14 protein-coding genes are annotated in these 17,100 nt (G+C 44.2%); 10 read left to right on the forward strand and 4 right to left on the reverse strand.

Features of this window, described 5'->3' with window-relative positions; all coding sequences use genetic code 11:
* The first annotated feature begins 295 nt into the window (after positions 1-295).
* Complete coding sequence (gene asd / locus AACR75_RS12360; RefSeq protein WP_026028273.1) at positions 296-1,426, forward strand: aspartate-semialdehyde dehydrogenase; 1,131 nt, start codon at positions 296-298, stop codon at positions 1,424-1,426.
* 115 nt (positions 1,427-1,541) lie between these two features.
* On the opposite strand, the gene AACR75_RS12365 is transcribed toward asd, so the two are convergent.
* The gene (locus AACR75_RS12365; RefSeq protein ID WP_010318853.1) at positions 1,542-2,180 is read right to left on the reverse strand and encodes a YchE family NAAT transporter; all 639 of its coding nucleotides are present in this window, start codon (positions 2,178-2,180) and stop codon (positions 1,542-1,544) included.
* A gap of 629 nt (positions 2,181-2,809) precedes the next feature.
* Between AACR75_RS12365 and adhE the strand changes: the two genes are divergently transcribed.
* Positions 2,810-5,482 (forward strand): bifunctional acetaldehyde-CoA/alcohol dehydrogenase, encoded by a 2,673-nt coding sequence (adhE, locus tag AACR75_RS12370; protein WP_047687841.1) that lies wholly within the window; start codon positions 2,810-2,812, stop codon positions 5,480-5,482.
* A 121-nt stretch (positions 5,483-5,603) separates the two neighbouring features.
* On the opposite strand, the gene AACR75_RS12375 is transcribed toward adhE, so the two are convergent.
* Together AACR75_RS12375 and rne are read right to left on the reverse strand one after the other, a co-directional pair.
* Positions 5,604-6,479 carry a DMT family transporter gene (locus AACR75_RS12375; protein ID WP_047687842.1) on the reverse strand — a complete coding sequence of 292 codons (876 nt, stop codon included), beginning with the start codon at positions 6,477-6,479 and terminating at the stop codon, positions 5,604-5,606.
* 122 nt (positions 6,480-6,601) lie between these two features.
* Complete coding sequence (gene rne / locus AACR75_RS12380; protein ID WP_047687843.1) at positions 6,602-9,688, reverse strand: ribonuclease E; 3,087 nt, start codon at positions 9,686-9,688, stop codon at positions 6,602-6,604.
* Positions 9,689-10,303: 615 nt separating this feature from the next.
* Here rne and rluC point away from each other — a divergent pair.
* Entirely contained in the window at positions 10,304-11,251 is a 948-nt protein-coding gene (gene rluC / locus AACR75_RS12385) for a 23S rRNA pseudouridine(955/2504/2580) synthase RluC (protein WP_029189776.1), read from the forward strand.
* Positions 11,252-11,357: 106 nt separating this feature from the next.
* Here the strand turns inward: rluC and AACR75_RS12390 are convergent, their stop codons facing one another.
* Positions 11,358-11,942: a Maf family protein gene (locus AACR75_RS12390; RefSeq protein WP_047687844.1), complete on the reverse strand. Its 585-nt coding sequence runs from the start codon at positions 11,940-11,942 to the stop codon at positions 11,358-11,360.
* A gap of 146 nt (positions 11,943-12,088) precedes the next feature.
* On the opposite strand from AACR75_RS12390, the gene yceD reads away from it, so the two are divergent.
* The 7 genes from yceD (at position 12,089) to acpP (ending at position 17,017) form a co-directional block, all read left to right on the forward strand.
* Positions 12,089-12,613: a 23S rRNA accumulation protein YceD gene (gene yceD / locus AACR75_RS12395; protein WP_010319120.1), complete on the forward strand. Its 525-nt coding sequence runs from the start codon at positions 12,089-12,091 to the stop codon at positions 12,611-12,613.
* A 33-nt stretch (positions 12,614-12,646) separates the two neighbouring features.
* Positions 12,647-12,817 (forward strand): 50S ribosomal protein L32, encoded by a 171-nt coding sequence (gene rpmF / locus AACR75_RS12400; protein WP_010319119.1) that lies wholly within the window; start codon positions 12,647-12,649, stop codon positions 12,815-12,817.
* Positions 12,818-12,826: 9 nt separating this feature from the next.
* Positions 12,827-13,852, forward strand: coding sequence for a phosphate acyltransferase PlsX (plsX, locus tag AACR75_RS12405; RefSeq protein ID WP_017042562.1), 1,026 nt, complete (start codon positions 12,827-12,829; stop codon positions 13,850-13,852).
* A 5-nt stretch (positions 13,853-13,857) separates the two neighbouring features.
* Positions 13,858-14,808 carry a beta-ketoacyl-ACP synthase III gene (locus tag AACR75_RS12410; RefSeq protein ID WP_010319117.1) on the forward strand — a complete coding sequence of 317 codons (951 nt, stop codon included), beginning with the start codon at positions 13,858-13,860 and terminating at the stop codon, positions 14,806-14,808.
* A gap of 63 nt (positions 14,809-14,871) precedes the next feature.
* Entirely contained in the window at positions 14,872-15,795 is a 924-nt protein-coding gene (gene fabD / locus AACR75_RS12415) for an ACP S-malonyltransferase (protein ID WP_047687845.1), read from the forward strand.
* A gap of 19 nt (positions 15,796-15,814) precedes the next feature.
* On the forward strand, positions 15,815-16,549 hold the full coding sequence (fabG, locus tag AACR75_RS12420) for a 3-oxoacyl-ACP reductase FabG (protein ID WP_026027249.1): 735 nt from the start codon (positions 15,815-15,817) through the stop codon (positions 16,547-16,549).
* A 234-nt stretch (positions 16,550-16,783) separates the two neighbouring features.
* Positions 16,784-17,017 carry an acyl carrier protein gene (gene acpP, locus AACR75_RS12425; RefSeq protein WP_014204679.1) on the forward strand — a complete coding sequence of 78 codons (234 nt, stop codon included), beginning with the start codon at positions 16,784-16,786 and terminating at the stop codon, positions 17,015-17,017.
* Positions 17,018-17,100 lie beyond the last annotated feature (83 nt).

The following is a 17,100-nucleotide window of genomic DNA, read 5'->3' on the forward strand; positions in this document are numbered from 1 at the left end:
AATGGTTAATTTTCGATGTTAAATGTTGATAATAGTTAAATTTAGTGGTTGTAAATGTTTTGTAGTGTGGGCTTTTTGTGTAACAAGAACGTGATTATTTAGCGTTTCGTTGATTATTGAATGCTGAATCATAGTGCGGTTGAGTGATTTTTAGGCTTAAATGTGTTTTTTACAAAACTGGCTACGCAGAAAGAAAAAGTTACCACTTTTACTAAGAAAGTCTTGAGATTTTATGCTGAACCACTTATAGATGGAGCAATAAATTTTCATTTTAGATACATGGAGAGTGAGCGCGATGAGAGTAGGTTTAGTGGGTTGGCGTGGTATGGTCGGTTCTGTACTGATGCAGCGTATGGTTGAAGAAAATGACTTTGACTTGATCGAACCGGTTTTCTTTAGCACATCTCAAATTGGTATTCCTGCCCCAACGGTGCCTTCTAAGAAAGGCAATCATCATACAGGGTTACTGCAAGATGCTTACGATATTGATAGCCTCAAACAATTAGATGCCATCATCACCTGTCAAGGTGGTAGCTACACTGAAAAAGTGTACCCAGCGCTGCGTCAAGCGGGTTGGAAAGGTTACTGGATTGATGCTGCATCTACCTTACGGATGGATAAACAATCAATCATCACTTTAGATCCGGTCAACTTGACACAAATTCAGCACGGCATCCATTCAGGAACCAATACCTTTGTTGGCGGTAACTGCACAGTCAGTTTAATGCTTATGGCATTAGGCGGCCTTTATGAGAAAGGTTTGGTCGAGTGGATGAGCGCAATGACCTACCAAGCAGCTTCGGGTGCTGGCGCTCAAAATATGCGCGAGTTGATCTCGCAAATGGGAGTAATTAACGATGCGGTGAGCTCTGAATTGGCTAATCCATCGAGCTCAATTCTTGACATCGACAGAAAAGTGGCTGAAACCATGCGATCACCTTCTTTTCCTACCGAGCAGTTTGGTGCACCACTAGCGGGTTCATTAATCCCTTGGATTGACGTCAAACGCGACAATGGTCAAAGCAAAGAAGAGTGGAAAGCGGGCGTTGAAGCTAATAAAATTCTGGGACTTCAATCGTCACCGATCCCGATTGATGGAACCTGTGTTCGTATTGGCGCAATGCGCTGCCACTCACAAGCATTAACCATCAAGCTGAAGAAAAATGTTCCGCTTGATGAAATCGAAGAGATGATCGCTACGCACAATGATTGGGTGAAAGTTATTCCAAACGAGCGCGATATTACCGCACGTGAATTGAGCCCTGCCAAAGTCACTGGCACCTTGTCAGTTCCCGTAGGACGTTTGCGTAAAATGTCTATGGGTGATGATTTCTTAAATGCGTTTACGGTGGGTGACCAATTATTGTGGGGAGCTGCTGAGCCGCTTCGCCGTACTTTGCGGATCATTCTGGCTGAAAAGCAATAAAGATGGATCTTGGTTTAAAACCATTTGAGTAAAAATAAAAAAAAGGGGCGCTTTATGCAAAGCGCCCCTTTTTTTATGCTTTTTATCTGTAGTAACAGTGACGATGTTAACGCGGTTATGCAAGGCCAGGAAATAAATTTCTGAGCCCATTGGCAATAAACTCAATACCGAGTGCGCCTAGTATCAAACCCATGATCCGCGTAATCACGTTGATACCCGTTTGACCTAAGAAGCGGACAATATAGGGCGCTGAGCGAAACAGCAGCCAAGAGCTTAAACTAAATAACACCACAGTGATTATAATACCCACGGTATCGAACATGCTTGGGTAGCGAGAGCCATACACTATGGTTGAACTGATGGCACCCGGTCCTGCCATTAAAGGCATAGCGAGTGGCACAACCCCAATTTGTTCACGGCTAATGTATTCAGATTTCTCTTGTTTGTTTTGTTTATCTTCACCCAATTTACCGCTCATCATCGAAAACGCGATGCTCAGCAGCAATAGGCCACCAGCTACTCGAAACGAATCTAAAGAGATACTAAACATATCCAGTAACATCTGCCCAGCAAGCAGTGCGGTAATCAAAATTATTGCCACAGCAATATTCGCTGTAGCCGCCGTTTTGTGTTTCTCTTCTTGCGTCATATGCCCAGTGAGAGAGACAAATATTGGCATAATCCCCACGGGGTTCACAGCGGCTACAAGGCCTAAGAAAAACTGCAGGAAAATGGCTAACTCAAAGGTTTGCATGGCATTTATCTCTAATGGATCATTTCGATGAAATATTACGTGGCTAATGTAAGCGAAAGCAAAGGATAGCACGAATGAAAAAAACTAAAGCGATTGGGGTTTTATTGCTGAGAAAAACTAATTCAATGAAGAAAACGTTTTACAATTGTTTTTCTAATGTATGTGAGTGGTGTTGTTTTTTGCTCAACTGTTAACATCTGCACATTTTTAATAAAATTAGTGCTCCTAGCTGGTGGTAAAAGTGAGAGTCGATATACTCTCAGTAGCACGTAAAATGAGGTGTGTTCATTCATCTATCGCTCAAAAATGAAACTTTTTTACAGATTGTTGTAGTTTTTATAGTTTTCGTTGTTTAAGTAAATGTTTTTTATTCATTTAATTATCTATATGTTTTTTGTTTGTTTTCAGTGTCTTGTGGGCGATTTTGTAGGGTGGTTACCCCTAATTGGGTAATTAGTTTTTGAGAACTGATCTGAGTCAATTTTTTTCACACTCTGAAATATTATACTCAGTCCTGAAAGCAATTTACTAAGTCTGTCATTGTTTAAGCTGTTGAGAAAAAACAAAAACACAAAGCTGCAAACTTAATAAAGAGTTTTTAACATTTTTCTATTTTTAGGAGATCCATTATGCCTGTAACTAATTTAGCTGAACTTGATGCTCTAGTAGCGCGCGTTAAAGCGGCTCAAGCAGAATTCTCTACTTACTCTCAAGAGCAAGTAGATAAAATTTTCCGCGCAGCATCATTAGCAGCTAACCAAGCTCGTATCCCTCTAGCGCAACAAGCGGTAGCGGAATCAGGCATGGGTATTGTTGAGGATAAAGTAATCAAGAACCACTTTGCGTCTGAGTTCATCTACAACAAATACAAAGACGAAAAAACGTGTGGCATTCTTGAAGAAGATAAAAACCTAGGCACGATGACTATCGCTGAGCCTGTAGGCATCATCTGCGGTATCGTTCCAACCACTAACCCTACTTCTACTGCAATCTTCAAATCTCTCATCTCTTTGAAGACTCGTAACGGTATCATCTTCTCGCCACACCCACGTGCGAAAAATTCAACTAACGATGCAGCTAAACTCGTGTTAGATGCAGCAGTTGCAGCTGGCGCGCCAAAAGATATCATCGGCTGGATTGATCAACCTTCAGTTGAGCTATCTAACGCGCTAATGAAGCACGAAGGTATTGCACTTATCCTTGCAACAGGTGGTCCTGGCATGGTGAAAGCAGCTTACTCGTCAGGTAAACCAGCAATCGGTGTAGGTGCAGGTAACGTTCCAGTTGTAATCGACGAAACGGCAGACATCAAACGTGCAGTTGCTTCTGTTCTTATGTCTAAAACATTCGATAACGGTGTGGTATGTGCTTCTGAGCAAGCGGTTATCGTTATGGACGAAGTGTATGACGAAGTGAAAGAGCGTTTCGCGAGCCATAAAGCGCACGTTCTAAGCAAAGCAGATGCAGACAAAGTACGTAAAGTGCTACTTATCGATGGCGCCCTAAACGCGAAAATCGTAGGCCAACCTGCAACAGCTATCGCTGAAATGGCGGGCGTTAAAGTTCCAGCAGATACTAAAATCCTTGTCGGTGAAGGTATTGGCGAAGTTTCTTATGACGATGAATTCGCACATGAAAAACTTTCTCCAACACTTGGCATGTTCCGCGCGACTTCTTTCGAGAACGCGGTAGAACAAGCAGTAAGAATGGTAGAAATCGGCGGTATCGGCCACACTTCTGGTCTATACACTAACCAAGACGTTAATGCAGACCGTATCCGTTACTTTGGTGACAAAATGAAGACGGCGCGTATTCTTGTAAACATCCCAACCACTCATGGTGGTATCGGTGACCTTTACAACTTTAACGTTGCACCATCTCTAACGCTAGGTTGTGGTTCTTGGGGTGGTAACTCGATTTCTGAGAACGTAGGTCCTAAGCACCTAATCAACAAGAAAACTGTTGCGAAGCGAGCTGAAAACATGTTGTGGCATAAACTACCTAAGTCAATTTACTTCCGTCGTGGTAGCCTTCCAATCGCTATGAGCGATCTTGAAGGCAAAAAACGCGCATTCCTAGTTACTGACCGTTTCCTATTCAACAACGGTTATGCAGACGACGTAGTGACTCTGCTGAAGTCAAACGGTATGGAAGTTCAAACATTCTTTGATGTAGAAGCTGATCCAACTCTATCTGTCGTAGAGAAAGGCGCTGAAGCAATGAAGAGTTTCCAACCAGACGTGATTCTAGCACTTGGTGGTGGTTCACCAATGGATGCGGCGAAGATCATGTGGGTTATGTATGAGCACCCAGAAACTCACTTTGAAGAGCTTGCAATGCGCTTTATGGATATCCGTAAACGTATCTACAAGTTCCCTAAAATGGGTCAAAAAGCAGAATTGGTTTGTATCACGACTACTTCAGGTACCGGTTCAGAAGTCACACCATTTGCCGTTGTAACAGACGACAAAACAGGTGCTAAATACCCACTAGCGGATTATGAGCTAACACCTAACATGGCTATCGTTGATGCGAACCTTGTGATGAATATGCCTAAGTCTCTAACGGCATTTGGTGGTTACGATGCTGTGACTCACGCTCTTGAAGCCTATGTATCTGTTCTTGCGAACGAATACTCTGATGGTCAAGCCCTACAAGCACTTAAGATGCTGAAAGAGTACCTACCATCAAGCTACAAAAATGGAGCAGCAGACCCAATTGCTCGTGAAAAAGTGCACAATGCAGCGACTATCGCAGGTATTGCTTTTGCTAACGCGTTCTTAGGTGTATGTCACTCTATGGCGCACAAGATCGGTGCTGAGTTCCACATCCCGCACGGCCTTGCTAACGCATTGCTTATCTCTAACGTTGTGCGCTATAACGCGAATGATAACCCAACCAAACAAACTGCGTTCTCTCAATACGACCGTCCACAAGCACGCCGTCGTTACGCTGAAGTGGCTGACCACTTAGGCTTGAGCCAAGCGGGCGACCGTACTGCTCAGAAGATTGAACGTCTACTGACTTGGTTGGAAGATCTGAAGAAAGATCTCGACATCCCGCTATCTATCCAAGCGGCTGGCGTGAATGAAGCGGATTTCCTCGCAAAAGTTGACGTGCTATCAGTTGAAGCGTTTGATGACCAATGTACTGGTGCAAACCCACGCTACCCACTGATTTCTGAGCTAAAAGAAGTACTTCTTGCGGCTTACTATGGTACAGCGTTTGTTGAAGGTGAAACTTTCGAAGGCACTACCGTTATCAAGAAGAAAGATGACCAAAAACCAGCAAAGAAAAAGTAAGCTGAGTTATTGAGAGATTTTCGCTAGCACGAAACAATCTCTATCGGGAAAAGATAAAGCCTCACCGTCTGGTGAGGCTTTTTTGATCGAGTAACTTCATCATCAAAGCGTGGATGGGGATCTATCCCCACATGACTAAAATAGCGGCAATTGCGATTAGAACAAGCCCCAGCCCATCTTTAATTTTCACCGATTGTTTTAGCCAAAAAATAGAAATTAACATCGTAAAAAAGATCTCAATTTGGCCTAAAGTTTTTACATAAGGTACGGTTTGAAGAGACATTGCACTGAACCAACCAATAGAACCAAGACAGCTACTTGTGCTGGTTAATAGCGTCAGCTTAGGTCTTACCCATAATTGTTTTAATGAGTTGTTGTCGGTCACCATTAGGTAAATTAGCAGTAATAAAGTCTGCAGTGAAATGACCAACAATAATACCCAAGCAGCACTGTGTGGAAAGGGTAAGCCAAGTGCTAAGCTGGCTTCACGTACCCACAATGAAGTGAGTGCAAAGGCACTACCACAACTTAATCCCAGTAAAACAGTTGGCATTGAAAGCTGCTTAATATTGCCGTGCGTGCTCATCAAAAATACACCAATGCCACCAACGATGACGCCAATCCAGCCCAAGCCTGTCAAATGAGTCCCAAAAAAAATCATCCCTAAAATAGCGGCAACTAAGGCTTCGCTTTTGGCTAGCCCAGCACCTACAGCATAGTTATTTAATTTAAAAAGCTTAACCATGAGCGCTGTCGCGACGATTTGCATCAATGACGCGCCGATAATGAAAGCGATAAAGGTCAATGGCAATGTAGGTAATTTCGCGGGTATGAAATGATACAAAGTGATGAGATACAGAGCCGCGATAGGGCCAGCCCAAAGAAAGCGGGCAAGGGTAACACCAGTAGTACTGACCTCAGTTGCTAAGCGACTTTGGAATGCATTGCGCCAAGATTGCATGAATGCGGCCAGAAGGGTGAATAAGATCCAAGTCATGGAAGTCCATTTTGAGTGACAAGAAAGAGGCAATGCTATGAGATGCAGAGATATTGGGCAAGCGGAATATAAAAAGGGCTGCGAATGCAGCCCTTTAATGGTATTTAAACTCGGTTCAGAGATTAATACTGTGGTTTAGTCATTGCTGCACCAGCTTGACTTTGCGCTGACTGGCTGCCTGCTGCACGAGTTGCAATTCGTTCAGCATGGAAAGGTGCTGATACGATTTCAATCTCTTTGAGCAACAAAGAGCCTGAGGCTTTGGTCATCGGAGAGAATGCATGCGCTTTGATTGTTTTGGGTAATACGGCTTCAGGTGCCTTAGTTACTGCTTCAACCTTCAATGCTGGTACTTTCTCTGTCGTGGCTTTTTCTTCGACAACGAGCTCAATAGCGGTAGTCTTTTCAATAACAACTTCTGCGATCACTGGCTCTGAAATAACGGCTTCTACAGTGACCGATTCTGTGACTGAAACCGATTCTGTTACCACTGTCGATGGTACTTGAGGTTCAATAGCGTCCTGCAAAGAGACTGTAACAGGTTCTTCAACGACGCTCTGGTTCTCTTCGTGGCGAATAATGACCTTACCCATTGCCATTTCAGGGAAAGCAAAACCACCTAACGTTATCTCGGTATTGTTATCTACGACATCTGCCACTTGTTGAACAGGTTCAACCGCTGCGACTTGCTCTGTTACTGGTGCTTGATACACAGGTTTAGAGAGGTCATAGCGAGGCATCACTTTACCCATTGCCATCTCAGGAGAGGCAACCCCACCTTTGCGTAAACGGAATGGGTTAGGGCGACGATCACGACCACGGCGTCGACGTTGACCACTGGCTCGTAAATGACGAGGGGAGCGGCGATTGCGACGTTGATTTTGATCGTCATTCTCATTGTCGTCGTTTGGTGTAACGACCGATGTCTCAACAGATTGTGCTGTTTCAGCTTTTACGGCTTCAATAACCTCTGCTGCCGGGGTTGTATTGATCAACATTTCAGCTTCTGGTTGTTCTTGAGCGATTGTCTGATCTTTTACACGAACTTGTTTGTTTAACTTACGGCGTTGACGGCGTTCTTTGACTTTTGCCGTTTTCTCTTCCGTTTTATCTTCATTCGCTGTCAAGGTAACGGCTTGCGCTTCAGCCGCAAGTTGTAGCCCTTGCTCCGCTAACTTTTCAGATTTGCTGTCATCACGCTTGTTGCGGCGCTCTTGTTTTGGCTTGCGAGCTTGTGTCTTACGAGGCTCGTTGGTAGCAACAATTTCTTTGTCTTGTGTTTCTTCAACAAGAGCAGAGGTATTGACAGGTTTACGTTTGTTTCTGTCACGGTTTGCGTTGTCGCGATTAACATTTTCACCGCGTCCGTTACGACGACGTTGGTCATTTCGATCACGACGCTGGCGTGGTGCTTGGCTACGTTCGTTTTCTTGTTTTTGTTGCTCTTCCTCAGTTTTCACCTCTTCCGTGGTGGTTGAGAAGATGCTACCAAGAGCTTTAACGATGCGGCCAAATAGACCTGGTTTACCTGGTTCAACAGCGATCTCTTTGACTGGAACCGCTACCTCTGCTTTAGGTGTTGGAGCTGGAATAGTTTGTGCTGGAGCAGCAAACCCTTTCAACGCTGGTTCTTCAATGCGTTTTGGTTTGAAATCGATATCTGAGCTTTCTTTACCTTCTGCTTCTTTCAGTGCTTCTAGTTTCATTGGCACTAAGTAAGAGAGTATTTCTTGCTCTTCCCCTTCACGGACACGGATCACTTCAAAATGAGGCGTTTCCATTTCAGAGTTAGGGACAATGGTGATCTCGACTTCTTGAATGCGTTCAATATGATTGATTGAGCGACGTTTTTCATTGAGTAGATAAGATGCAATAGGAACGGGAACCACCGCCATAACTTGAGCGGTATTATCTTTTAGTGCTTCTTCTTCAATGAGACGTAAAACAGAGAGCGCAAGAGATTCATTATCACGAACCACTCCGGTACCAGAGCAGCGTGGGCAGATATGGTGACTTGCTTCGGCAAGTGATGGGCTCAAGCGCTGACGCGACATTTCTAACAAGCCAAAACGTGAAATTCGGCCAATTTGTACGCGAGCACGATCTAGGCGTACGGCATCTCGTAAACGGTTTTCTACTTCACGTTGGTGACGAACAGGAGTCATATCGATGAAATCGATAACCACTAATCCGCCCAAATCGCGCAGACGTAATTGGCGAGCAATTTCATCGGCTGCTTCTAAGTTGGTGTTAAGCGCCGTCTCTTCAATATCGCCGCCTTTTGTTGCACGAGCAGAGTTGATATCAATTGAGGTCAATGCTTCGGTTGGGTCGATAACAATAGAGCCACCAGAAGGCAAACGCACTTCACGCTGGAAAGCCGATTCGATTTGGCTTTCAATTTGGTAATGGCTAAATAGGGGTACTTCACCGTCGTATTTTTTTACACGACTCACGAAATCAGGACGCACCAAACGAATGTGCTCAAGGGCACGTTCATAAATTGTGTTGCTATCAATTAGAATTTCACCAATGTCACGACGCAGATAATCACGAATTGCGCGTACAATGACGTTGCTCTCTTGGTGAATAAGTAGCGGTGCAGGACGCAAATCGGAAGCTTGTTTGATTGCGCTCCAGTGATTGAGCAAAACGTTTAAGTCCCACTCTAGCTCTTCCGCACTTTTGCCCACACCTGCAGTGCGAACGATAAGGCCCATGCCTTGAGGAAGCTCTAAACTGCTCAATGCGGTTTTTAATTCGGTACGCTCATCGCCTTCGATACGGCGTGAAATACCACCGGCACGAGGATTGTTTGGCATAAGAACTAGGTAGCTACCAGCAAGAGAAATGAAAGTGGTCAACGCAGCGCCTTTGCTGCCTCGCTCTTCCTTTTCAACTTGGACAATAACTTCTTGGCCTTCTTTAAGCGCTTCTTTGATGTTTGGACGGCCTTGGTAAGTGTAGCCATCAGGGAAATATTCGCGGGCAATTTCTTTGAGAGGAAGGAAACCGTGACGTTCAGCGCCGTAATCAACAAATGCAGCTTCTAAACTCGGTTCAACACGGGTGATACGTCCTTTATAGATGTTCGCCTTTTTAGATTCATGCCCTGGACTTTCGATGTCTAGATCAAAAAGTCGTTGGCCATCAACCAGCGCGACACGCAACTCTTCTTTTTGAGTTGCGTTAATTAGCATTCTTTTCATTTAAAAATCTCGTTATCTTTCTTTAGTTTTGATTATTGGACTTGTTGCTGGGTTTCGTTTTCACGGTGCCAGATCCCATGACTAAAAGGTGCAGCCTCCCGGCTGGAGGGGATGCTCTAGGGCACTTCAGTTATCGCACGCACACGATTGCCTGCGATCCGCGTATTGGCGGAAAATACTCAACATGAAATGACGATGAGTAGAGCAACAAGATAGCTTCGCTCAATAGTGTCTTACGCCATGTGCAGCACATTGACGCTTAGCAGTCTACTCACTATTTTGCTCAAAAATGGACGGTAAAGAATAAAAAATCACCGAATCATTCATTGCAGTTGTGAACTATAGCAGTGACAGGTAAACACAGCAATCTGCTTTGTTATGAACAGGTCAAAAAAATGAGAATAGGTCTAAAAGTTAGATGGCTAATTTAATGTTTATCAAAGAGTTTTAGCTGTTAAAGTAAGAATTGTAATGGGTAATATTTAATTTTATCCACAGTCACATTTCAATTGGTGTAATTCTCGCCAATTTGCCATTAAACAGCAGATGAAAATATTCTTTTTTGTGGCGAAGAAAATGTGAATTTAAACAATTTACAGTGGTACAATGGCGCCCATGAGTGAAATTAGAACCCAAGTCCAGCTCATCGATATCGATGAAGATATGGCTGGTCAACGCATTGACAATTTTTTGCGTAACCAATTAAAAAACGTTCCCAAAAGTATGGTTTACCGAATCCTGCGCAAAGGAGAGGTTCGTGTAAATAAAAAACGCATCAAAGCAGAATATAAGTTATCGGCTGGTGATGTGGTGAGAATACCACCAGTGACTCTCGAACAGTCGGATCAAGAGAGCAACACACCCAATACCAAATTGAGTAAAGTCGCCGAGCTAGAACACTGCATTATTTTTGAGGATGAGCACTTACTTATTCTGAATAAACCTTCCGGTACGGCTGTTCATGGTGGGAGTGGTTTGAAATTTGGCGCAATTGAAGCGCTGCGGGCATTGCGCCCAGAAGCTCGCTTTTTGGAATTGGTGCACCGTATCGATCGCGATACGTCGGGCATTTTATTAGTGGCTAAAAAGCGCTCCGCGCTGCGTCATCTCCAAGCCCAGTTTAGAGAAAAAACGATTCAAAAATATTACTTTGCTTTAGTTATGGGGCAATGGAAAAGCAGCTGTAAAGTCGTGAATGCGCCACTATTGAAAAATGAAGTGAACAGCATTGTGCGAGTCAATCCAAACGGTAAAGCATCGGAAACGCGCTTTAAGATCCTTGAACAGTTTGCACAAGCAACTTTGGTGCAAGCCAGTCCGATCACTGGCCGTACTCATCAGATCCGCGTTCATACTCAGTATACAGGGCACCCGATTGCGTGGGATGATCGTTATGGTGACCGCCGTTTTGACGCATATACCGCACAGTTTGGCATTGACCGATTATTCTTACACGCGGCCAATATTCGTTTTATTCACCCTTCGACAGAGGCGTTAATGGACATTAATGCACCACTCGATACTCAACTAGAGCAAGCATTAGTCAAATTGAGAAACGCTTAAGGCCAGCTTTCATTCGCTAACGAGTAGCAACATAGTAGAAACATAAAGTAATGGTCGAAGTCATGGTATAAAAGTGAGCGCAGATCAAGGCGCTCACTTTTAATCATTATCCTAAAACGGTAATGCCTTGAGACTCAAGCATTGAGACTAGCTTAATTAATGGTAGCCCAACCAAACTATTAGGGTCATCACCTTCTAAACGTTCAAAAAGTGCAATGCCCAGGCCCTCACACATAAAGCTGCCTGCGCACTGTAGTGGTTGTTCTTTTGCCACGTAAGCCGTCACCATCTCGGTAGATAAAGAGCGAAAATGAACCGTGAAGGGTTCTACGGTGACCGTGCATTGGCGGGAGACGGAGTTGTAAACCGCAAGCCCAGTATAAAAAGTGATGGCTTTTCCACTTTGTCTGAGTAACTGTTTAATGGCTTGTTCTTGAGTATGAGGTTTGCCAATAATCTCACCGTCAATCACGCAAACTTGATCAGAACCGATGACTAAACTGGGTTGGTTTGGATGGCAAGATCTTGCTTTCGTTTCCGCTAAACGAGTCACCAGATCTTGTGCGGGCTCACCAGGTAACGGAGTTTCGTCGCAATTAGGCGAGCAGGTAACAAAAGGTAAATCCAGCTTTTTAAGTAATTGCTGCCGAAACGGCGAAGTAGATGCTAAAACTAGTTGGTAATTTTGCATTTTGATTTAGAATTGCTGCGAATTTTACCGCAGCATATATCAATCAGACATGCTGTACATAATTCTCTCAGTGGAAAGGGGAAAAAACGAACTTTTTTGCCTTTTTCTTTGACTAAAACCGATTTGGAAGATAATATTCGCGCCCTATGCAAAAGGTAAAAATACCGCGATCGATTGATCCGGCTAAAGCAGCTCAAAAACGACTTGATTGTGATGGTATCATCCAACTCAGTCTTTTTAAGCGTTTAGAAGAATCAGTCGCAGGCGTTAAACGCGACGCACAAGTCTCATTGTCATTTGGGCTTGATGAACAGCGACTAGTTGTTATCTCTGGTAAAGCTAACATCTCTGTCGATTTAGAGTGTCAACGCTGTAACAAAGTTTTCGCACATGAGTGCGAAGTCCAATTCAAGTATACTCCTTACTTGGGGAGTAAAACGGATGAAGACGCACCGGAAGAGTACGATTTGGTAGATCCGAATGAGTACGGTGAGATCGACCTTGTACAATTAGTTGAAGACGAGTTCATCATTAATTTGCCACAAGTAGCAATGCACGATAGAGCGGAATGTAGCGTTAATTCAGACAATTTAGTATTTGGTGAACTTCCAGAAGAACTAGCGGAAGAAAAGCCGAATCCATTTGATGTTTTAAAAAACTTAAAACGATAATTCGTTATAGGTTAAGACAAAGGAGTAGGGTCAATGGCCGTACAAAAGAGCAAAAAATCACGCGCACGTCGTGGCATGCGTCGTTCACATGATGCGCTAACTACATCTGCACTATCTGTAGATGCGACTTCAGGTGAAACTCACCTACGTCACAACATGACTGCTGACGGTTATTACCGTGGCAAAAAGGTTATCAGCAAGTAAGGTTGACCTTTGCAATATTTAACCGTTGCACTTGATGCAATGGGCGGGGATTTCGGTCCTCGCGTAACAGTGCCTGCCGCCGTGCAGGCACTGTCGCATTTCCCAGAGCTCAAAGTGATCCTCGTTGGTGATCAAGTTTTGATCACACATCAATTATCTCAATTAGGTTATGAACTTAATACTCGCTTGAGTATTTTGCACAGTGACCGCGTTATTTCTAACTCCGAAAAACCTTCTCTGGCCTTACGCAATAGTGCTGGAAGTTCAATGGGCATAGCAATTGACCTAGTTTCTGATAGCCGTGCTGATGCTTGTGTCAGTGGTGGTAATACAGGTGCGCTCATGGCGTTATCTCGTTTTCGTCTGAAATTGCTGCCCGGCATTGATCGTCCTGCATTAGTTTCAGCGTTGCCGACGGCTTCAGGTCAACGCACTTGGATGCTGGATTTGGGTGCGAACGTATCAAGTGATGCAGATTCTCTGTTTCAATTTGCTGTCATGGGGAGTGCGCTAGCCGAACAGCATTTAGGCCGCTCTGCAAAAGTTGCCATCCTTAATATTGGTGCGGAAGAGATTAAAGGGAATGATTTAGTGAAGCGTTGCGCTGAAATGTTGAATCAAACTCAGGCCGTCAACTATATCGGCTATATCGAAGGTAATCAGTTGTTGGATGATGTCGCTGATGTGATTGTTTGCGATGGTTTCGTCGGCAATGTTTGCCTGAAAGCATGTGAAGGCACAGCACAACTCTTTATTGATAAGTTAAAAAGCCAACTTTTGGGCTCATCCATAAAGGGTTGGATTGCACGAAAACTGTTTTCTTCATTATTTACTGAACTAAAAACATTGAACCCCGACCAGTATAACGGCGCAAGTTTGTTAGGATTGCGCGGCATTGTCATAAAAAGTCATGGAAGTGCTGATGTACTCGCCGTCGTGAATGCGATTTCCGAAGCGGTACACGAGGTCAAACGACAAGTCCCCAGCCGTATAAGCGATCGTTTGGAAGCGGTTTTACTCGAGAGGCATTATTAGTCTTCATGTATAGCAAAATTTTAGGTACTGGCAGCTACTTGCCATCTCAGGTGCGTACTAACGCAGATTTAGAGAAAATGGTAGAGACAAGCGATGAGTGGATTATTGCCCGTACTGGTATTCGTGAGCGCCGCATTTGCGCGGAGAATGAAACCGTTGCGGATATGGCTTTCTATGCAGCGCAAAATGCCATTCAAATGGCCGGCATTGATAAAAACGATATTGATCTGATTATTGTTGCAACAACCAGCAGTAGCCATGCATTTCCTTCGGCGGCATGTCAGGTGCAAGGTAAGCTTGGCATCAAAGGATGTCCCGCTTTTGATTTAGCGGCGGCTTGTTCGGGTTTTGTCTATGGATTATCGATTGCAGATCAACACATCAAATCGGGTATGTGTAAAAACATTCTTGTCATTGGTGCTGATGCCTTGTCTAAAACCTGCGATCCAACAGACCGCTCGACAATCATTTTATTTGGTGATGGCGCAGGCGCCGTCATTATTGGTGCAAGTGAAGAGCCAGGAATTTTGTCGACTCATATCTATTCTGATGGTGAGTTTGGCGAGCTCTTGAGTTTACCTGTTCCAGAGCGTGGTGGTGATGCTGATAAATGGCTCTATATGGCGGGTAATGAAGTCTTTAAAGTGGCAGTGACGCAACTCTCTAAGCTTGTTAAAGATACGCTTGCTGCCAATAACATGCACAAATCAGAATTAGATTGGTTAGTGCCTCATCAAGCTAACTATCGCATTATTTCCGCGACCGCGAAAAAACTATCGATGTCACTTGACCAAGTCGTAATAACGCTTGATCGCCATGGTAATACGTCTGCTGCTACCGTCCCAACCGCGCTCGATGAAGCCGTACGAGATGGTCGAATTCAACGTGGTCAAACGTTATTGCTTGAAGCCTTCGGTGGTGGTTTTACTTGGGGCTCGGCACTCGTTAAGTTTTAAGCGGATAGATTTTTATTTTAAGGGGTTGGTTCAACCTCTTGTTTTTACTTAAGGAAACAAACAATGAGCAAGTTTGCTATCGTATTTCCAGGTCAAGGCTCGCAATCAGTTGGTATGCTTGCAGAACTTGGTCAGCAGTATGATGTCATTCAACAGACATTTGCCGAAGCTTCTGAAGTGCTGGGTTATGATTTATGGGCATTGGTACAAAATGGCCCAGTAGAAGATCTTAACCAAACCTCTCGTACTCAACCGGCATTACTCGCTTCTTCTGTTGCCCTTTGGCGGTTATGGCAAAGCCTAGGTTTAGAGCAGCCAGCCTTGCTTGCTGGCCATAGCTTGGGTGAGTATTCCGCACTGGTGTGTGCAAGTGTAGTTGACTTTAAGCAAGCCATCAAATTAGTAGAGCTGCGCGGTCAGTTAATGCAAGAAGCCGTTCCGGCAGGCGTAGGTGCGATGTCGGCTATTATCGGTCTTGATGATGAGCTGATAGCAAAAGCGTGTGAAGAAGCCGCTCAAGGTGAAGTGGTTTCACCGGTTAACTTTAATTCGCCAGGCCAAGTTGTCATCGCAGGCAATAAAGATGCAGTTGAACGTGCGGGTCGGTTATGTAAAGAGGCCGGAGCAAAGCGCGCGCTGCCATTGCCAGTTTCTGTTCCTTCTCACTGTGCTTTAATGAAGCCAGCAGCAGACAAGTTAGCGGTTGCATTACAATCGATTGAATTTCATGCACCACAAATTCCGGTTATCAATAATGTGGATGTAATAGCAGAAATTGATCCGGCCAAAATTAAAGATGCGTTAGTTCGTCAACTATACAGCCCTGTTCGTTGGACGGAATGTGTACAGTTGATGAGTGAGCAAGGCATAGAAAAGCTGCTTGAAGTTGGCCCAGGCAAAGTTTTGACGGGCCTGACTAAGCGCATTATTAAATCGCTTGAATCAGCAGCAGTGAATGATATTGCTTCACTTGATGCCGTTAAGTAATCAAAGGAAAGAATAGATGATGAACCTAGAAGGCAAAATTGCTCTCGTGACTGGCGCAAGCCGTGGTATTGGCCGAGCGATCGCTGAATTATTAGTTGAACGCGGTGCAACAGTGATCGGCACGGCGACTAGCGAAAGCGGTGCAGCGGCAATCAGTGAATATCTTGGTAATAATGGTAAAGGCCTAGCGCTGAACGTGACGGATGTGGAATCTATCGCAGCGACGCTGAAAACCATCAATGACGAGTTTGGCGTGATCGATATTCTTGTGAATAATGCCGGGATTACTCGTGATAATCTATTAATGCGCATGAAAGATGATGAATGGTCAGATATTATTGATACCAATTTAACGTCTATCTTCCGCTTATCGAAAGCGGTGCTACGTGGCATGATGAAAAAGCGCAATGGTCGCATCATCAATGTGGGCTCTGTGGTCGGTACTATGGGTAACGCTGGTCAAACCAACTACGCAGCGGCAAAAGCGGGCGTAATTGGCTTTACTAAGTCTATGGCTCGCGAAGTTGCATCTCGTGGTGTGACGGTTAACACAGTTGCGCCAGGTTTTATCGAAACAGATATGACAAAAGCGCTGAATGATGACCAACGTACTGCTACACTAGCCCAAGTGCCAGCTGGCCGCTTAGGCGATCCACGCGAAATTGCGTCGGCAGTGGTATTTTTAGCTTCTCCAGAGGCTGCCTACATTACGGGTGAAACTTTGCACGTAAATGGCGGGATGTACATGGTATAAGTTGGTTTTTGAACGTTATTGATGAAATAAAGGCTTTGCTATTGTCAACAACGTGTAAAACTTGCTAACTATATGCGCAACATTTGTGCATGATTTAAGTCAAAAATGGTCTTAATTTCGGTTAAAATCGGTAAAATTGTGGTTTGACCAGCAATGACCCACTTGCAACTTTCCCTAGTTAGAATAAACTACGGAACCATCGCATTAGGCGAAATCTGTAAAGGAAAAGAAAACATGAGCAACATCGAAGAACGCGTAAAGAAAATCATTGTTGAACAGCTAGGTGTAGACGAAGCAGAAGTAAAGAATGAAGCTTCTTTCGTAGAAGATCTAGGTGCTGATTCTCTAGATACAGTTGAGCTAGTAATGGCTCTAGAAGAAGAATTCGATACTGAAATTCCAGATGAAGAAGCTGAGAAGATCACTACTGTTCAAGCTGCAATCGACTACGTAAACAGCGCTCAGTAATATCTCTCCCCAGGCGGCCCTCTGGCCGCCTGAGTTTTTCTAACTCTTCTATACCTCTCATAGAACTTTTCAACTCCGGAGAA

Origin of the sequence: Vibrio sp. ZOR0018, from assembly GCF_963865925.1 — a bacterium.
In the GTDB taxonomy this organism is placed as follows: domain Bacteria; phylum Pseudomonadota; class Gammaproteobacteria; order Enterobacterales; family Vibrionaceae; genus Vibrio; species Vibrio anguillarum.